Origin of the sequence: Paenibacillus sp. OSY-SE, from assembly GCF_000283315.1 — a bacterium.
GTDB lineage: Bacteria > Bacillota > Bacilli > Paenibacillales > Paenibacillaceae > Paenibacillus_B > Paenibacillus_B profundus.
Genome location: NZ_ALKF01000198.1, coordinates 109290 through 127911, shown reverse-complemented (window position 1 = coordinate 127911; position 18622 = coordinate 109290). Strand labels below are relative to the sequence as shown.

Annotated in this window: 13 protein-coding genes; 12 read left to right on the top strand and 1 reads right to left on the bottom strand. The window is 49.5% G+C overall.

The genetic code is table 11. The features are described 5' to 3' along the window. Positions 1–59 precede the first annotated feature (59 nt). From A372_RS0124915 to A372_RS0124905, 3 genes are all read left to right on the top strand, one after another. On the top strand, positions 60–605 hold the full coding sequence (locus A372_RS0124915) for a PCYCGC motif-containing (lipo)protein (RefSeq protein ID WP_019423640.1): 546 nt from the start codon (positions 60–62) through the stop codon (positions 603–605). 294 nt (positions 606–899) lie between these two features. After that, a complete protein-coding gene (locus A372_RS0124910; RefSeq protein ID WP_019423639.1) occupies positions 900–1211 on the top strand; it encodes an ArsR/SmtB family transcription factor in 312 nt (103 codons plus the stop codon). A gap of 223 nt (positions 1212–1434) precedes the next feature. Beyond that, a complete protein-coding gene (locus A372_RS0124905; RefSeq protein WP_019423638.1) occupies positions 1435–2772 on the top strand; it encodes a hemolysin family protein in 1338 nt (445 codons plus the stop codon). 994 nt (positions 2773–3766) lie between these two features. Here A372_RS0124905 and mnmA read toward each other — a convergent pair. Next, complete coding sequence (gene mnmA / locus A372_RS0124895) at positions 3767–4873, bottom strand: tRNA 2-thiouridine(34) synthase MnmA (protein ID WP_019423636.1); 1107 nt, start codon at positions 4871–4873, stop codon at positions 3767–3769. A 240-nt stretch (positions 4874–5113) separates the two neighbouring features. On the opposite strand from mnmA, the gene cymR reads away from it, so the two are divergent. From cymR to alaS, 9 genes are all read left to right on the top strand, one after another. Next, the gene (cymR, locus tag A372_RS0124890; RefSeq protein WP_019423635.1) at positions 5114–5533 is read left to right on the top strand and encodes a cysteine metabolism transcriptional regulator CymR; all 420 of its coding nucleotides are present in this window, start codon (positions 5114–5116) and stop codon (positions 5531–5533) included. Positions 5534–5573: 40 nt separating this feature from the next. Continuing rightward, complete coding sequence (locus A372_RS0124885) at positions 5574–6758, top strand: cysteine desulfurase family protein (protein ID WP_019423634.1); 1185 nt, start codon at positions 5574–5576, stop codon at positions 6756–6758. 138 nt (positions 6759–6896) lie between these two features. Beyond that, on the top strand, positions 6897–7376 hold the full coding sequence (locus A372_RS0124880) for a PRC-barrel domain-containing protein (RefSeq protein WP_019423633.1): 480 nt from the start codon (positions 6897–6899) through the stop codon (positions 7374–7376). 50 nt (positions 7377–7426) lie between these two features. After that, positions 7427–7639: a hypothetical protein gene (locus A372_RS0124875; RefSeq protein WP_026011278.1), complete on the top strand. Its 213-nt coding sequence runs from the start codon at positions 7427–7429 to the stop codon at positions 7637–7639. Between the two features lie 325 nt (positions 7640–7964). Next, entirely contained in the window at positions 7965–9830 is a 1866-nt protein-coding gene (locus A372_RS0124870) for an anaerobic ribonucleoside triphosphate reductase (protein ID WP_237728592.1), read from the top strand. A gap of 2 nt (positions 9831–9832) precedes the next feature. Beyond that, on the top strand, positions 9833–10312 hold the full coding sequence (gene nrdG / locus A372_RS34715; protein WP_036705267.1) for an anaerobic ribonucleoside-triphosphate reductase activating protein: 480 nt from the start codon (positions 9833–9835) through the stop codon (positions 10310–10312). Positions 10313–10363: 51 nt separating this feature from the next. After that, positions 10364–11434 carry an AI-2E family transporter gene (locus tag A372_RS0124860; protein WP_019423629.1) on the top strand — a complete coding sequence of 357 codons (1071 nt, stop codon included), beginning with the start codon at positions 10364–10366 and terminating at the stop codon, positions 11432–11434. A 453-nt stretch (positions 11435–11887) separates the two neighbouring features. Then, entirely contained in the window at positions 11888–15199 is a 3312-nt protein-coding gene (locus A372_RS0124855) for a SwmB domain-containing protein (protein ID WP_019423628.1), read from the top strand. A gap of 696 nt (positions 15200–15895) precedes the next feature. Next, positions 15896–18538: an alanine--tRNA ligase gene (gene alaS / locus A372_RS0124850; RefSeq protein ID WP_019423627.1), complete on the top strand. Its 2643-nt coding sequence runs from the start codon at positions 15896–15898 to the stop codon at positions 18536–18538. Positions 18539–18622 lie beyond the last annotated feature (84 nt).

The following is an 18622-nucleotide window of genomic DNA, read 5'->3' as shown; positions in this document are numbered from 1 at the left end:
ACGAAGGGGTAATACGGTTCATACATTCAAAATTGCGAGGGATCAGAGGAGGGGATGGGTTGTTCACGAAGATTCAACCTAAACGTAAGCAGCGTAATTTGTATCGTCTCGTGTCCGCAACCGTAATATTGAGTTTGTCATTAGTTGCTGCTGGCTGCAGCTCGGCCGAAACGGATAGTCAACCGTCTGCTTCACATGCGGAGCAGCATGAACATCTGCTTCCGAATGGCGATCTGCAGCAAACGACAGCATCCCGAAATGACCTTCCGCCGTTTTTAGATGATAAAAAGGAGGAGATGCGGCTCATTTATACGTTAGCTGCGCAAAACCACGAGCTGTTGCAGTATATTCCTTGTTATTGCGGTTGTGGGGAGATTGCGGGACATGAGAGCAATCTGAATTGCTTTGTTGCGCAAATGGAAGACGACGGAGCTGTGCAGTGGGATGATCACGGAACACGCTGTGGCGTCTGCCTTGAAATTGCGGTCGAAGCATCCCAAATGCAGCGGGAAGGCAAATCTATGCGCGATATTCGCCAAGCGATTGATGAGAAGTATAAGGAAGGCTACGCAGAACCGACACCCACTCCTCTGCCGACAGTGTAAATGTTCACGATTATATGTAGTCTCGCCTACACTCAGCGTCTCCTTCGAGGAATGCTTCTCATGTAGTTTTCTTGCGAAAACTTGTACTTCTCAGCGCTGAAAAGCGGTCTTTTTGAACACGCGCTTATATGTACTATAGAAACTTGAAATCGTTTCCTAGTGTCGCCATGTTTATTTTGTTTTCCTTTGTCATAACCTACAGGCATTAGCGTGCCGTACATATGTGGATATGTTCATTTCGATTGGACACTGCTGATACTTGGATGAATGAGCTTATTAAAGGAGACGAAGAACATGGATTATTTCCTGGGAAAAGATTTGGATGCAGAGGTGCTTGAACGTGTCTCGCAAACGTTTAAAGCGCTCGGTGACCCGACGCGCATTCGTATTTTAACGCTGCTTGCCCGTGAGGAGTGTGCCGTTAATCAGGTTGCCGATGCGCTGCAGTTATCTCAATCTGCCGTGTCCCACCAATTGAAGACGCTGCGGGCATACCGATTTGTCCGCTATCGCCGCGAGGGACAGAACATTTTATACGTTTGCGACGATGCCTATATCATTGGCTTGCTTGATGAAGCCATCCGATACGCGACTGAACAGCAATAAAAAGTGAGCATCCTGTCTGAATTAGGTGATAGGACGGCGTACAGATAGAATATATATAATGTCAATCAACGCATGGCAGGGAGATGCATATTATTTTAATATTTCGGCCGTGCGTCGATTTGAATTGTATGTATTTTCTTATATAATATAATTATATGATTTTATTTTTTGACGATGGGGAGGTGCACCTGTCCGCTTCTTATAGAGGAGGATGGGGAATCGATTGGATGATCCGTTACCGATAGGCTGGGGTTTGTTATTTGTCTTGTTTCTTGTGTTTTTAAATGGTTTTTTCGTAGCCGCGGAATTCGCGATGGTGAAGGTGCGCGGCAGCCGGATTGACACGCTGGTGCAGGAAGGAAATGCGAAAGCCAAATTCGCAAGACATGTAACAGACCACCTAGATGCTTATTTGTCGGCATGTCAGCTGGGTATTACGTTAGCTTCACTTGGATTAGGATGGATTGGGGAAAAAACGGTGGCCGAATTATTGCATGACCCGTTGACGGCCTTAGGTGCAGGACCTGCAGTCGTGCATTCTATAGCAACGGTGATTGCGTTTATCATCATTACGGTGCTTCATATCGTATTGGGTGAACTGGCACCTAAGACATTGGCTATCCGCCAAGCGGAAGGAGTTGCGCTGTGGACAGCCGGCCCGCTGCGTTTTTTCTACAAAATTATGTATCCGTTCATCTGGCTGTTAAATGGAACGGCCAATCTGGTGCTGAAGCTGTTCGGTATTGAACCGGCATCTGAGCATGAATCGGCCCATACGGAAGAAGAGATTCGCATTCTCATGAAGGAAAGTCATAAGAGTGGTTTGATCGATAATACAGAACTTACGTTAATGGATAACATTTTTGATTTTACGGAAACGCATGCCCGTGAAATTATGATTCCGCGCACGGACATGGTTTGTTTGTACGCACAGGATTTATTTGAAGATAATAAACGCAAAGCGATTACCGAAATGCATACTCGTTACCCGGTATGCGATAACGATAAGGATAATATTATCGGCTTCGTTCACATTAAAGACTTGGTGAAGGCGCCTGCGGACACACAGGACATTCGTGACATTATTCGGCCGATGATGAGCGTACCGGAATCGATGTCCATCAGTGCGCTTCTCAAAATGATGCAGAAAAACAAGGTGCAAATCGCGCTGCTTATCGACGAATTCGGCGGTACGGCCGGTTTGGTCACGTTAGAAGATATTATGGAGGAAATCGTCGGGGAAATTCAAGATGAATTCGATGAAGAACGGCCTCAAATTGAAAAAAAGGATGACATGAACTTTTCCATTGATGGACGATTGCTTATCGAAGAAGTGAATGCCTATTTTGACACGGATATCGTGTCCGACGATTACGATACGATTGGTGGATGGATTTACTCCAAGGTGGAGGTTCCGCCCCGCAAAGGACAGCGGATTACGGTGGAACAACAATTGGAATTTATCGTGGAAGAAACCGATCATCTCCGGATTTCCCGACTGCACGTAAGAAGGTTGACTCTGCCCGAGTTAGATTTGAACATAAATACAGCAACTTCATAACATATTACAAGCGAAGCCCTTTCCGGACTACATGCCGGGAAGGGTTTTTTATGCGGGTTTTCCCGATGAGGCTCAGATTGATCGAGGGAAGGGACGCTAGATCGTTCTTTTATCCATTCTCCCCATGATTCAGATCGTGCAGTAACTTTCAGCCCATACCGATACGCTGCTAAGTACTTCTTTCCACTCTCCCTCTTGTTCAGAAGGGGCATCTCTCCGTATGGGTAAGGTTAAACTTTGGTATACATGTCTCTTTCATCCCAAAAGTTATAGCCCTCGAATGGGCGAGGTTGCCTTCGGTGTACATGTCCCTAATAACGTTGCTCTTCAGCCTGTGTAATATTTCCCTCTATTACATTAACCTTCGACGATACCATAGAGCGCCTGAGCGATGCTGGAATCACTGTTCCTGATGGACAGGTAAAGGCGACAAGGTTTAAGGAATGAGATACAGAGCAATCCATGTACTTTTCGGAGCGTGAGGTGTTTCTGATGGCATAATCGGATTTTTCTGAATCAAAGGGTGAGTGGGCAAAAGGGCTTTTTGAAGCATCATTCTTACGAAAGAGGATACGTACGATTGTTGGAGCACAAACCGGGGACTGAACATCTCAAAAAGCCTGACGGAGGTTTCCTCATTCACTAAAACACGGCCCGCTCTTGTCCCAAACAACAAGGAAAGCCCATGAACCGATGCGATCATGCCGCGATTCATGGGCGTAGGTTTGGAGGTTAGTCCGATTATCCATACAGTACTGCGATGTGACCTAGCAACTCAATTAACGGAGGTATGATTTTACCAATGAACTCCAAGATCGCTATGAACATAGTCATATTAATCACTCCCGATACGATAGCCAAGAAACTGTAATGTTCCTTGTACTATATATATCGGCAAGCAGCCTCCTTTTTGTTAGCGCTTTCATAACAAAAATTAAAAAATATTGGTGGAAAAACCACCCAACCCCCTAAAAAGGGAATTGGGTGGGAGTCATTACGCTTCAAGCTTGCGAACGGCATCGATCGTGCCTCCGCCCAAACAAACTTCGCCATCATAGAAGACGACGGCTTGCCCTGGTGTAACGGCGCGTTGGTGTTCATCGAACGTCACCTCTACTGTTCCGTCAGCGTTCTTCATAAGAGTCACGCCTTGATCTGGCTGACGATAGCGGAACTTAGCCGTACAACGAATCGGTCCTTCAGGCATATCCCCTGAAATCCAGTTCACTTGGGAAGCGAGCAGGCCAGTGGAGTAGAGGCTAGGGTGGTGATCGCCCTGAACGACATATAAGATGTTATGCTGCAAATCTTTTTCCGCTACGAACCACGGCTCTCCTGTCCCGGATCCACCGATGCCCAAGCCTTGGCGTTGGCCGAGTGTATAATACATGAGCCCATCATGGCGGCCCATTACTTCATTGGTGCGGATATCGACCATCTCACCCGGCTGTGCAGGCAAGTATTGGCTGAGGAACTGTTTGAAGTTGCGTTCCCCGATAAAGCATACGCCAGTGCTGTCCTTCTTCTTCGCTGTCGCAAGGCCAGCTGCTTCGGCAAGGCGCCGCACCTCAGGCTTCGGCAAATGCCCGATAGGGAACATCGCTTTTGCCAGCTGCTCCTGACTGAGCGCATTCAGGAAATACGTCTGGTCCTTGTTGCTGTCAATCCCGCGCAGCAGTGTATGACCGCTGTCTTCGTGCACGACGCGGGCATAATGGCCGGTAGCCAAATAATCAGCTCCCAGATCGAGCGCCTTCTGCAGAAATTCGCCGAATTTGATTTCGCGGTTACACATGACGTCTGGATTAGGCGTACGCCCGCGGCGATATTCATCGAGAAAGTAAGAGAATACCTTATCGAAATATTGCTCCTCGAAGTTAACCGTATAATAAGGAATGCCGATTTGTTCACACACGCGGCGTACGTCTTCCGCATCTTCCTCGGCAGTACAGTGCCCAAATTCATCTGTGTCATCCCAGTTTTTCATGAAAATACCGATAACATCATACCCCTGCTGCTTTAAGAGCAGTGCGGTTACTGACGAATCGACGCCGCCTGACATCCCGACGACGACGCGTGTTTGTGGATTGGATTTTGTCATATTATCACCGTCTTTGCTGCGATCTGTTGAATGATGGATCTAGGATTCACTATTCATGTTCTATTGTAACATATGGCGCTTTTATATCGAAAATAAGGTTGCTTGTCAAGAGATTGACATCATTTTATGAATACGCAGGCAGATTATTGACTATAACGAGGATAGTTATGATACGATATACGGGTGCCTTAATCGGAATACATTGAATTGATACGATAATGAATAAACGAGGTGTACAATATGAAAATATCTACGAAAGGCCGTTACGGATTGACGATTATGATGGAGCTCGCGAAGAGCACTGGCGAAGGTCCGACTTCTTTGAAGAGTATAGCGGAAAAAAATCAACTATCTGAGCATTACTTGGAGCAGCTGATCGCGCCACTTCGCAATGCAGGACTCGTGAAGAGCATTCGCGGCGCATACGGTGGTTATATTTTATCGCGCAATGCGGAGCAGGTTACGGCTGGAGAAGTGATTCGCGTGCTGGAAGGTCCGATTTCACCAGTCGACTTCACGGAAGAAGACGATCCTGCCAAGCGTGATTTATGGTTGCGCATAAGGGATAGCATTGCTCAAGTGCTTGATTCGACAACGCTCGCCGATTTAATTACCTATAAAGAAGAAGGCAGTCAAGATAGTTATATGTTTTATATTTAGAGGTTAGGTTACGCATATTTAGTAGTTGGGGGAAGATGCGATGGAACGCATATATTTTGATCATGCTGCAACTACGCCGCTTCATCCGGACGTGCAAGCAGTAATGGCGGCAAGTATGCATGACGTATTCGGGAACGCATCAAGTGTTCATGCATACGGGCGTGAGGCAAAATCTGCTGTCAATCAAGCACGCGATCGCATGGCGGCACGGCTTGGCTGCCGTCCTCAGGAGCTGGTATTTACGAGCGGAGGTACGGAAAGTGATAATGCGGCATTGTTCGGGGCCGCCTGGGCGGCATGGCTGCAATCCGGGCAGTCGCCGCACCAGCACCAGCACAACACGAAGCCTCATATTGTGACGACTCAAGTCGAACATCATGCTGTTCTCCATGCCTGTGAACGATTGGAGGCTCTTGGCTTTGAAGTGACTTATGTGGCTCCTGATGAGACAGGCTTCGTTAGCGCGGACAAGATTGAATCCGCTTTACGGCCGAATACGTGCCTTGTCAGTGTCATGTACGGCAATAATGAGGTAGGCACGATGCAGCCTATACGGGAAATTGGCGGAATCGTGCGTTCACACGGTATTCTGATGCATACAGATGCCGTACAAGCTCTAGGCATGATACCGATCCAGTTGAATGAACTGCCTGTAGACTTTGCAAGCTTCTCCGCCCATAAGGTGAATGGTCCGAAGGGTGTCGGCGCGCTGTACATTCGTACAGGCGCCGTTTGGGATCCGTTTCTTTTCGGAGGCAACCAAGAACGCAAACGCAGAGCGGGCACGGAAAATATTGCGGGAATTGCCGGCTTTGCCGAAGCGGTGGAGCGGGCGGTCAGTTCGTTAGATGAGAAGATTCAGCAACTGAACAGCATCCGGGAAGCGCTGTGGACAGGGTTGAAGGATACTTTGGGAGATCGCGTGGTGTGGAACGGTCATTCTTCCTTGCAGCTGCCCCATATTTTGAATGTGAGCATACTCGACGTTCCTACCGAAACGATGCTGATGAATTTAGATATTGCAGGCATCATGGCAGCAAGCGGCTCGGCCTGCACATCGGGATCATTGGAAGTGTCCCATGTGCTGGAAGCAATGAATTTACCGGAAGAACGCAAGCGCACGGCTGTACGTTTCAGCTTCGGATTGGGCAATACTAGGGAAGAGGCAGCTTTCGTCGCTCAACAAATTGCAACCATCGTTTCACGTGTTCGTACTAGAAAGTAAGGGCGATTCCACGGCGTGAAAGGAGGGGCAGCATAGATACGGCGGTAAGCGAGTTCTCGTACTTCTTGGACAAGCATCAGGCGAAGTCGCGGATGTGTGCAAGAAAGTGATTATGCCGTAAGCTGAGGAGGCCCCGACATGAAGTTGTTGGAATTGATAGGTCTGCCTGTATATGAAATTGAAACAGGAAAGCAAGTATCCAAAGTGAAGGATTTCCGTATCACGGAACAATGGTGTATTACACATATAGAGCTTGAAGGAAGTGGCCGCAAAGCAAACGTCATATCTGTCGTAAGATGGGAGGACGTAACGGCTTGTGGCGAAGATGCCATCATGATAGCGAACGATAAAGCCATCCGGCAGACGGAGGCTATCCATATAGAACGATCGTTTCTTACGGGAAAGGCGGCAATGAGAGATTTGCCTGTCGTAACAACGGAAGGATCACAATTGGGATGGGTCGCCGATGTTTATTTTCAGCCAAATATGGGTAACCATATAACAGGTCTGGAAATATCAGACGGTTTGCTTTCTGACCTTTTGGAAGGGAGACGGCAGATAGATGGGATGAGCGGCTTGAAGTGGGGCGCTGATGTTATCGTCGTTGAAGAAAGCTGAAATAGCATTTAGTACGAACAAATTAGTCAATGGACGGAATGGTGAGAATGATGCGCTGCCCGAATTGCAATTCCAAAGATATCGGGAAAATTGGCTCCCACCAATTTTATTGCTGGGGATGTTTTATAGAGCTGACGGTAAACGGCGACAAAATGTCTGTATTTCAAGTGGAAGAAGACGGTACATTAAGCTCGTTGGACGATTTATTTTTCGGTGATGATTTTGTGACACCTCCTTATCCGGAAGCGCATGCTTCATCCTAGAGGATGCGAACAGGAACGGTTCAAAATAATGCCTAAGCGCTCGAACTCGGTCGTTGACACGGGAACGGGCGCTTTTTGTGTTGACTATGACAAAGCGCATATTGTGTTTATAATGATTGAGGCATAATACATATTGTGTTTGAAAACATAAAAATACACTACATATAGTGATTTGCCTGGAATATAGCAATGGAAGGACTGGACGAAGATGACGATGATACCGGTGAAACGCCGCAACACGGCTTGGGAAATGCACAAAAATCAAGAAGGAACCGCTGTGGCGGCAGGTTGGGACAGTCAGCTTCCCCGAACAAGTGAAATGAAGATGAACACATCTCTAGATATAGCATCCGCTTCGGATAAGCTGACTTGCTCGCTGCATGAAATTATCGACGGCGGCAACAAGGATTTAATGCAGGAAAACGCGAACGTGGACGGTCGCTCCCCAATGGGCATGATGGGGAAGATGGCAAGTGAAAGCGCTCGTTGGTACGCGGTGGAGCGCTTGCTGTCACCGGACGTGAGAGAAGCGATGGACAATAATTTGTTGTACCCGCACGATTTGGACTTCTATGCTTCCGGCACGACGACCTGTTGCCAAATTCCGCTCGGCAAGCTGCTTCGACTCGGGTTCAATACCGGGCATGGTCATATGCGCGAGCCGCAGGATATTAAGAGCGCACTGGCACTAGCTTCCATCATTCTGCAGGCGAACCAGAATCAGCAGCATGGCGGGCAAGCCTATCCGATGTTTGACTATGATCTTGCTCCATATGTGCGCAAGACGTATGAGCGTCATATGCGTTACATAGCAACCCTGCCGCTTGATCCAAGCTTCGACACGGAAGCCGAAGCATGGCGTCTTGCGGAACGAGACGTATACCAAGCGTGTGAAGCATTCATTCATAATGCGAACTCGATGCATTCGCGCGGAGGCGGCCAAGTTCCATTTATCTCGATTAACTATGGGACGGATACCTCTGTCGAAGGGCGCATGCTGATGAAGCAGCTGCTGCTCGCGACGCAGGCAGGACTCGGCAAAGGAGAGACGCCGATTTTCCCCATTCAAATTTTCAAGGTGAAGACAGGTGTCAACTTCGAACCTGAGGACCCGAATTATGATATATATTTGCTCGCGTTGGAGACGACGGCACAGCGTCTTTTCCCGAACTTTGCGTTTTTGGATGCGACCTTCAACGCGCAATATTACGACGGGACGGCGGAGAGTGAAGCGTGCTACATGGGGTGCCGCACGCGCGTAATGGGCAATGTTAACGGAAAAGAGACAGCGCTCGGGAGAGGGAATTTGTCGTTTACCTCGCTTAATCTTGTGCGGCTTGCCCTATTGTCCGCCAATGTGTCCGATTTCTTTCAGCGGCTCGACGAGCTATTGTCGCTATCGGTGAAGCAATTGCTAGAGCGCTATGAGTATCAGGCCAAGAAGCAGGTTCAGGATTTCGCGTTTCTGATGAAGCAGGGTGTATGGCGGGGCAGCGAAGCGCTTCGAGCGGAAGAGGAGCTGCGCGAGGTATTGAAGGAAGGGACACTCAGCGTCGGCTTTATCGGGCTCGCGGAGGCGCTTGTCGCCTTAACCGGAGAGCACCATGGTCAATCGGAAGCAGCATGGAAGCTCGGCCTCCGCATCGTCTCTCACATGCGCAAGCGGATGGACGAGGCGACCGATGCTACTGGCATGAACATGACGCTCATCGCTACGCCAGCGGAAGGCTTGTCTGGAAAGTTTACGCATAAGGATCGGGCTGAATTCGGCTGCAGGGAAGGAATTACGGATCGAAATTATTACACGAATTCCTTTCATGTGCCTGTGTACTATGACGTCAAGGCATATGACAAAATTGTGATTGAGGGGCCGTTCCATGAGCTATGCAATGCCGGACATATTACGTATGTAGAGCTGGACGGAAGTGCCAAAGCCAACACGCGAGCGCTCAATCAGCTCATTCGCGCCATGGCGGCGAACGGAATCGGCTATGGCTCCATCAACCACCCTGTGGACCGCTGTCGGGCATGCGGTCATCACGATACGATAGAAGAGGACTGTCCGGTATGCGGCAGTCCCAGCGATCAGATTGAACGCATTCGCCGCATTACGGGCTACTTGGTCGGAGATATGAATAAATGGAACTCGGCGAAGCGTTCCGAAGAATCGGAGCGGGTGAAGCACGGATGAGCTTGCAGGTGCTTTCGATCCTTCATGACAGCGTCGTTGATGGCGAAGGGCTGCGAACGGTCGTCTTCTTCAGCGGATGTCCGCATCAATGCCCTGGCTGTCACAATCCTGAATCGTGGAATATTAGGAACGGTACGAAGATGACTGTGGACGAGGTCGAGATGGAAATTTTATCAAATCCGCTGACCGATGTCACTTTGTCTGGAGGAGAGCCGTTCATGCAGGCCAAGGAAGTGAAGCAGCTTGCGCGCAAGCTGAAGGAGGCCGGCCGCCATATTTGGTCGTACACCGGTTATACTGTGGAGCATCTATTGCAGCGAGGTACGGCAGATCAGCGCGAGCTTCTGCAATATGTCGATGTGCTCGTGGACGGTCCGTTTCTAATGGAGCGGCGCCGTCCCGGCCTTCGTTTCTGCGGGAGCGACAACCAGCGCATTTGGCGAATGAATTGCGGTCAACCTGACGGGTTAATTTTTCCTTGAGTTACATATACTCTACTGTATGATGCTCGTCCGAACGGAGTGTGGAATGCAGTGGAACGTTTTTGGAAAAATCGGTTGTTCGTATACGGAGTCTATATTCTGCTTGGTCTTATTATTGTATATATTCTACTCTTGTTGAAGCCGTTGATCGGGCATGTGTACGGGGTTATGAAGGCCGTGCTGGCTCCGTTCTTCATTGCGATGATTATCGCATATGTGCTTAATCCCGTCGTGACACTGTTGAACGAGCGCAAGGTGCCCCGCACGATGGCGGTGCTGCTCATCTACGCCGTATTCATCGCCTCGCTTACCGTCATTCTCATCAATATGATTCCGATGCTGATGAAGCAGCTCGAGGAACTTAACAATCAAATGCCGCATCTCAATGCGAAGGCGGAGAAGCTGATGGACGGCTTGAGTCAGTCGTCTATCATGCCGCCTTCCGTACGTTCTGGGCTGAACGATTGGTTGTATGCGTTCGAGGAACGGCTCGGCAAAGGAATTTCTAACTTTATGGACAATATCGGTGCCACCATCAATATGCTGTTCATTGCCTTAATTGTGCCATTTTTGATTTTTTACATATTGAAGGATTTCGATGTGTTCGAACGGACGATTATCGCCTATGTGCCGAAGTCGCACCGCAAGCATATGGTTATGATGCTTAAAGAAATCGATACGGCGCTTGGCAACTACATTCGCGGCCAATTCCTCGTCTGTGTCATTATTGGTGTGTTGGCATATATCGGTTATATGATTGTCGGTATGCCCTACGCGCTGCTGCTAGCGTTGTGTGTGGCGATTTTTAACATCATCCCATACTTGGGGCCATACTTCGGCGCAGCACCGGCGCTGATCGTTGCTTCTACGATATCGCTCAAGATGCTCATTTTTGTAGCGGTAGTCAATACCATTTGCCAAATTCTTGAGGGCAATATCATTTCGCCACAGGTGGTGGGACGGACGCTGCACATGCATCCGCTCGTCATTATATTCGCGCTGTTGGTAGGCGGCGAATTGGCTGGAGTCGTCGGCTTAATATTGGCGGTTCCGTTCTTTGCGGCGCTGAAAGTGGTGCTCAGTCACGTGTTCACCTATTACATTTGGCGCAAGACGCCTTGACGCCCTTGAGGTGCGGAATAAGTGGAGGCCTGTTGACGGGCTTCTATTTTTTTTGAAAAAAAAGCAGGGCTGAAGGCTTGACCGTATCCCCCTTGTCTCAATTTCGTTCAGCGTATATCGTACATTTTGAATCATGTAAGCTCTAATTATATTTGATAATTGGAGTTTTTTATTTTTCCATATAAGATTGATCACAGTCACAATAACTACATTCACCGTCGATTACGGACTTACGAATAGGATCATATAGTTAGCCCAGTGAATACTCGGGACTATCCGACTTTTTACCTCCTTCCAAAGTTGTATTTTCTGGTAATTTCAAAAATAGGTACAACAAAACATGCTTTAGTCGCGTTTAAAAATGTGGATGCGGCGTTACATGATATTGTGTGCTGCATGTTTTGTTTCTGGAAAAAGACGCAGGTCAATAGACCAAAGGAGGAGAGTTCTAGCGTGAAAAGAACACTCGCGATACTACTCACCGTTGCAATGGCGATGGAACTTTCAATGAGTACCGCATTTGCCTTGTCTCCCGACGAGGTGAAGCAGACGAATAAAGCCTGGCATAACGTAAAGGTGGAGGCAACCTATCCTCGTTCCGGTACGAATGATGTGGATGTGCAATCGGAGCTGAGCATACAGTTTCAAGAACAGGTTGAAATAGGTACGGGAAATGTAACTATTAAGACGATGAACGGGGAAGTGGTGGAAGCCATTTCCGTCCAAAGCGATCAAGTAAAGCTTGACGATGCGAAGAAGACAGCGACGATCAAGCCTTCCAAATCACTTCATTATCGGACGAAATATGTCGTACAGGTCGATTACGGTACGTTCAAGGTCGAGAACGGCGAGTTCCTGGGCATTTACGACCCTGTTGCGTGGACGTTCGCCACAAAGGCGGAGCAAGGATTGCCAGTCCTGTCGAAGCTGTCTCCAGCACAAGAACAGCGAGATGTCCGTGTGGATGCAAATCTTGAGCTTACGTTCAACGAGAATGTCTGGAAAAAAGACGGCAGCGTCATTATAAAAACGGCAAAGGATGGCAAGGTGGCCGAAGCGCTGCCAATGTCGTCGGGCCGTATTACAGGTGACGGGACGAAGACGATTTCGATTGACCCTGTGCAAGATTTAAAGGGCAATACGGACTACGTCGTGGAAATATCAGCCGGGGCGCTTAAAAATGAAAGCAGCAAGGACTATGCTGGCTTGAAGGATTGGCGTTTCTCTACAGGCAAGCAGGACGTAACTGCACCGGTATTGAAGTCTGCGGATCTGACCGCCACCGATACGATTCGGTTGACTTACGACGAGTCGCTGGATAAGGCGTCCGTTCCGTCTGAGTCCAGATTTACGGTGACGGTTAATGGCGATGCGCGCCGGGTGAAGAGTGTAGCGGTAAGCGGCGAACACGTCGACGTGAAGCTGCAAAGCGGCATTGCCTATGGTCAGGAGGTGCGCCTGTCTTATAGTCCGGGCTCGGATCGCAAGCCGATTCGGGACACGAGCGGAAATGCGGCGGCTTCGATAGACCGTTGGACAGTCGCCAATACAGTGGACAATACGCTGCCGAGCGTTCGTAACGTAACGGCTCAAGGCAATAAGGTGGAGCTCGAATTTACGAAAGAGCTGGATGCCGTATCTTCCAAGGCGGATGGCCAGTTCACGGTGTGGGCAGACGGTAAAGAACGAAGAATTAGCCGTATCTCCCACAATGGATCCAAGGTGACATTGAGCATTATTCATCTCATTACGAACGGTGAAGTCGTAAAGGTAAGCTATAAACCAGACAAATACCCGTTAAAGGACCGAGGCGGCAATCAGGTGCAGGCCTTCTCGGACTTATATGCACGCAATTTGTCAGACACGAAAGCGCCTGTGTTGAGAACGGCAGAGGTGAACGGAAGCACTTTGAAGCTTATCTATGATGAAGCCTTGAAGGCGGATCAGGTTCCGCTGCGCAGCCATTATTCGGTGCTCGTGAACCGATCGGCGCGCTATGTCAGCGCAGTGAATATCAAAAGCAATGTCGTTGAGCTTACCTTGGATTCAAGTGTCGGTGACAACGATGAAGTGACGGTGTCCTACGCGCCGGGCGAGCCGCGCTTGGCCGATTTGGCGGGCAATCCGGCTGCGAGCTTTACGTTAGTGCGGGTGGATAACAAGTCAGACAATCAGGCGCCGACATTGAGATCGGCCATTATTAAAGGCGCGACGATGACGCTCACGTTCTCGGAGAAATTAAGAGAAACGCCAACGCCGACACTGTCGCAGTTCTACGTGCAGGCTGACAATAGCAGCCAGAAGGTGAAAAGCGCGTCCATCAAAGGCGATCAAATTACGTTGACGCTCACCGATGCGGTCAGCACGTATTCTAACGTGACGCTCGCATACTTGCCAGGCGCCAACCCAGTTAAAGATCGGAGCGGCAATGCGCTGCAAGCTTTCTCAAACGCGGCGGTGTCAAATCAGACGGACGGATCGACGACGAGACCCGATGATATTCAACCAGCGGCATATGAGTGGTTTTTGGATAACGGCTGGTACTTGCTTGCGAGCTCCGCGGCAGAAACGAAATCGGAGCGTTCGCGCTTCGGTGAAACGGTGAAGCGGTATACGTTACCGTCAAGTAAATTGAAATCATCCTTTGACTATGTTATTAAGAACGGAACGCGCAATCATCTCGCGTTCGATGTGCCGGCGTCTGAACGTGCCGCCATGGTTGCGGTGCCGCTGCAAACGTTGAAAGAGGTATACAATCAGGTCAATGATGCTATCTTTTCCGTGAGATACGGAGACGTGCTCTATTCCGTGCCGCTGAAAGAGTTGAACTTCCGTGATCTGGAGCGGGAATGGGGCAACAGCACGGCTTATCTGCTCCTGCAAGTTGAGAAGCAGCCAAGCTCATCGGCGGATGCTATGCTGCGCGACCTCAATTCGACAGGGGCGAACGTGCGTGTGCAGCCGCTGGATTTCTATGCTTCCACCTTTGCCGGTTCTGCGAGCCCGAAAGCACTTGCTGCGAAGCTTGAAAGTAAAGTGCGCACGACCGGATATGTTCAACGCCACAATGCGTCTGCGGTACGTTACGATTCCGTACTGAATAAGGTGGGTTACGTGCCGACAGTTGTGAAACAGAACAGCTCGATTACCGTCTTCTCTTCCACGTTCAAGGGCAATCAAGCGATGGCCATGATGGACCGCAGCAAAGACTTCACCGATGCAGCGAATCATTGGGGGCGTGAAGCGATACGCGAACTGGCATCCAAATATATTATTGAAGGTGTCAGCTCCACCTCGTTCGCGCCGAATGCGAACATTACGCGCGGTCAATTCGCCATTTTACTTGCTCGTTCGCTCGGACTGCAGGCCAACTCAGGGGCGGCTGCGGTGTATCGTGATGTCAGCTCGAACAGTATGATGGCGCCTTATATCGGAGCAGCGACGGAAGCCGGTATTATCGGAGGCTTTGAGGATCGCACGTTCCGTCCGAATGAGTCAATCAACCGCGAGCAAATGGCGGTTATGCTCGTCCGTGCGATGGAATATACAGGTCATACCGTATCGTATGAACCGTCATCGCTGAACAAATTCAAGGATCGCAACAACATCGGCGGATATGCCCAGCAAGGTGTTGCGAAGGCGATTTCGACCGGCATTGTACAGGGGATGACCGTGAATACATTTGAGCCGAAGGGGACGGCAACTCGCGCCCAAGCGGCGGTCATGCTGAAGCGGATGCTGGAGCAGATTGAATATTTGGGATAGGTCGCATTAAAAAGGCGCTTTGCCGTATAGGCACTGGCTAACTTGTCTGTTCTCGTTTGCTTCATCCATTGGATTTCGTACATTGAAAATTGCTCGTAATTCTCTTTATGGTTGGTTTCATTGGAGATTGTCCAATAGTTTGACGCTCATTCAGCAGCAAACGCCGAAAAGCATCTGGATCCGCTGGATATAATACAGTCCACATGCTGTGTATCCCGCCGAGTCCGTACATGTGACTGTATATTTTCCAATGGTCTTACTTCGAACTCGACTTGCCACGAGCTTCAGGATTGACAAGCGTTCGACATTTATTTATACTCTTGGATAAATATCTATTGCAAAACGAAGATGAAACCGAGTAAGCTGCAGTCCTTGGACCAGAGAGAAGATTCCGCGCGACTTCCGTCGCCAGGCTGGAAGAATCTTCACCATGAAGAGCGGCTGAAGGCTAGTTTCTGAGTGTGAATGAACTTCACCGGGACGTTCCCGTTATCAACGACGAGGCGATCGCAGACGCGGCACGACAGGTTGAACTGCTCCTATGATAGGGGGAGACAGCTATGTGCGCTGCATAAGCGATAACCAGGGTGGTACCGCGATACTTACAATCGTCCCTGTTTTACAGGAGGCGATTTTTTTTATTTTCAGAACAAAATCAGTATGATACCAAACCTATTGAACTGGGGGCTTCCATTCATGAAAGCAAGTGAAATTCGTACAAAATGGCTGAAGTTTTTCGAAAGCAAAGGACATCATATCGAGCCGAGCGCCTCGCTCGTGCCGCATAACGATCCGTCGTTGTTGTGGATTAATGCAGGCATGGCTCCGCTCAAACCGTATTTTGACGGACGGGAAAAACCGGAAAATCCGCGTATCGCCAACTCGCAGAAATGCATTCGCACCAATGATATCGAAAACGTCGGCAGGACGCGGCGTCACCAGACGTTTTTTGAAATGCTGGGCAACTTCTCGATTGGAGACTACTTCAAGGAAGAAACGATTACGTGGGCATGGGAGTTCCTGACGGACAAGAAGTGGATTGGCTTCGACCCGAACCGGCTGTATGTTACCGTATATAACGAAGATGAGGAAGCATACAAGCTGTGGAACGAGAAAATCGGTCTTTCACCTGAACATATCATTAAGACTGGCGACGATAACTTCTGGGATATCGGCGAAGGGCCCTGCGGTCCATGTACGGAAATTTTTTATGATCGCGGCGTGAAGTACGGGGATCTTGAAACAGATCCAGAGTGCTACCCGAGCGGTGAGAACGAGCGTTATCTCGAAGTGTGGAACCTCGTGTTCTCTCAATTCAACCACAACAAGGATGGCAGCTATACGTCGCTTCCGAATAAGAACATTGATACCGGCGCGGGCTTGGAACGCTTTGCATCTATTTTGCAGGACGTGGACTCGAATTTCGATACCGATCTGTTTCAGCCGATTATTCAAGCGACTTGTCAGATTGCTGGTGTGAAGTATAACGAAAATCCCGAATATGATGTGGCGCTCAAAGTTATCGCCGACCATGTTCGTACAGTAACATTTGCTGTAGGCGACGGCGTGCTGCCGTCCAATGAGGGAAGAGGATACGTCATCCGCCGCTTGCTGCGCCGTGCCGTGCGATATGGCAAAGTGCTCGGCATCGATCGTCCGTTCCTGGTCGATCTGGTTAAGACCGTCGGCGATGTGATGGGCGTGTACTATAATGAAGTGCTCGAGAAGCGTGAATTTATTGAAAAAGTGATTAAGAGCGAAGAGGAGCGCTTCCATGAAACATTGGTGGAAGGACTCGCTATTCTGGCGGACATGGCTTCCGCGGCGAAAGCCGAAGCCCGTTCTCAGATTACTGGAGCCGAAGCGTTCAAGTTGTATGATACGTATGGCTTCCCATTTGATTTGACGGAAGACTATGCGGCTGAGCATGGTTTGACGGTAGATCGAGATGGCTTTGACCAGGCAATGCAGGAACAGCGCGATCGTGCGCGTGCCGCGCGCCAAGATTCAGGAAGCATGAAGGTGCAAGGCGGACCGCTCGCTGATTACACGACTAAAAGCGAGTTCGTTGGTTATAATGAATTGGTAACTGACGCCAAAGTTCTGGCCATTATTGTAGAAGATCAGACAGCGGAAGAAGCGCAAGCCGGCATGACTTGCCAAGTCGTGCTTGACCGCACGCCATTCTATGCGGAGAGCGGCGGACAAGTGAGCGACTTCGGTCTGTTAAGTGATGTTGATTCGGACTTGAAGGCGCGCGTTGAAGATGTGATGAAGGCGCCGCACGGCCAGCATGTCCATCTGGTGCAAGTGGACGGTGGAACGCTGCGCGTCGGCATGACTGTACAGGCATCCGTGGCTCGTTACGCACGAGAAGATATTATTAAGAACCATACGGCTACCCACCTGCTTCATAAGGCACTCAAGCAAGTGCTCGGCGAGCACGTGAACCAAGCGGGATCCCTTGTGGAAGCGGAGCGCATGCGCTTTGACTTTTCGCATCTGGGCGGTATTAGCCAAGAAGAACTGCAAGATATCGAACGCCGCGTTAACGAGCAAATTTGGATGGGTACGGATGTGGTTATTCAATCGAAATCGATTGACGAAGCGAAAGCGATGGGCGCGATGGCGTTGTTCGGCGAGAAGTATGGCGATGTCGTTCGTGTCGTTCAAGTAGGCGACTACAGCATTGAGCTATGCGGCGGGTGCCACGTCGGCAATACGTCTGAAATCGGATTGTTCAAAATTGTAAGCGAGAGCGGAATCGGATCGGGTACACGACGAATTGAAGCCGTTTCTGGCCGTCATGCGTATCAATATATGGAAGAGCAATTGGAACTTCTAAAGCAAGCAGCAGGCTTGTTGAAATGCAATGTGACTGATGTGCCGAAGCGCATTGATGGGATGTTTATCCGTGAGAAGGAACTGTCCCGCGAGAATGAATCGTTAAAGGCGAAGCTGAGCAGCATTGAAGCCGGTCAATTGACTGATCAAGTGCGCACGGTAGCTGGTATCCAGGTGCTCGCTGCAAAAGTGAATGCCGGTGGAATGGACGCGCTGCGCACGACGGCAGACGAGTTGAAGGCGAAGCTGCCGGAAGCGGTTATTGTGCTGGGCGCCGCGAACGAAGATAAGGTTAACTTTGTCGTGGCTGTATCGCCTGTGCTCGTGAAGCAGGGACTGCATGCAGGCAAGCTGATTAAAGAGTTGGCAGCCGTATGCGGCGGCGGCGGCGGCGGCCGACCAGACATGGCGCAAGCGGGCGGCAAGGATGCTGACAAGCTGGATGAGGCGCTTGGTCTGGTGGAACAATTAGTGTCCAATCAAGCTGGCGCATAAGTGTTAGCATTGCAAATTCAGGGGAAAGAGTTAGAATGAGAACAAACGGTCCGCTTCATAGCATTCTCGTCAATTATGTGAATT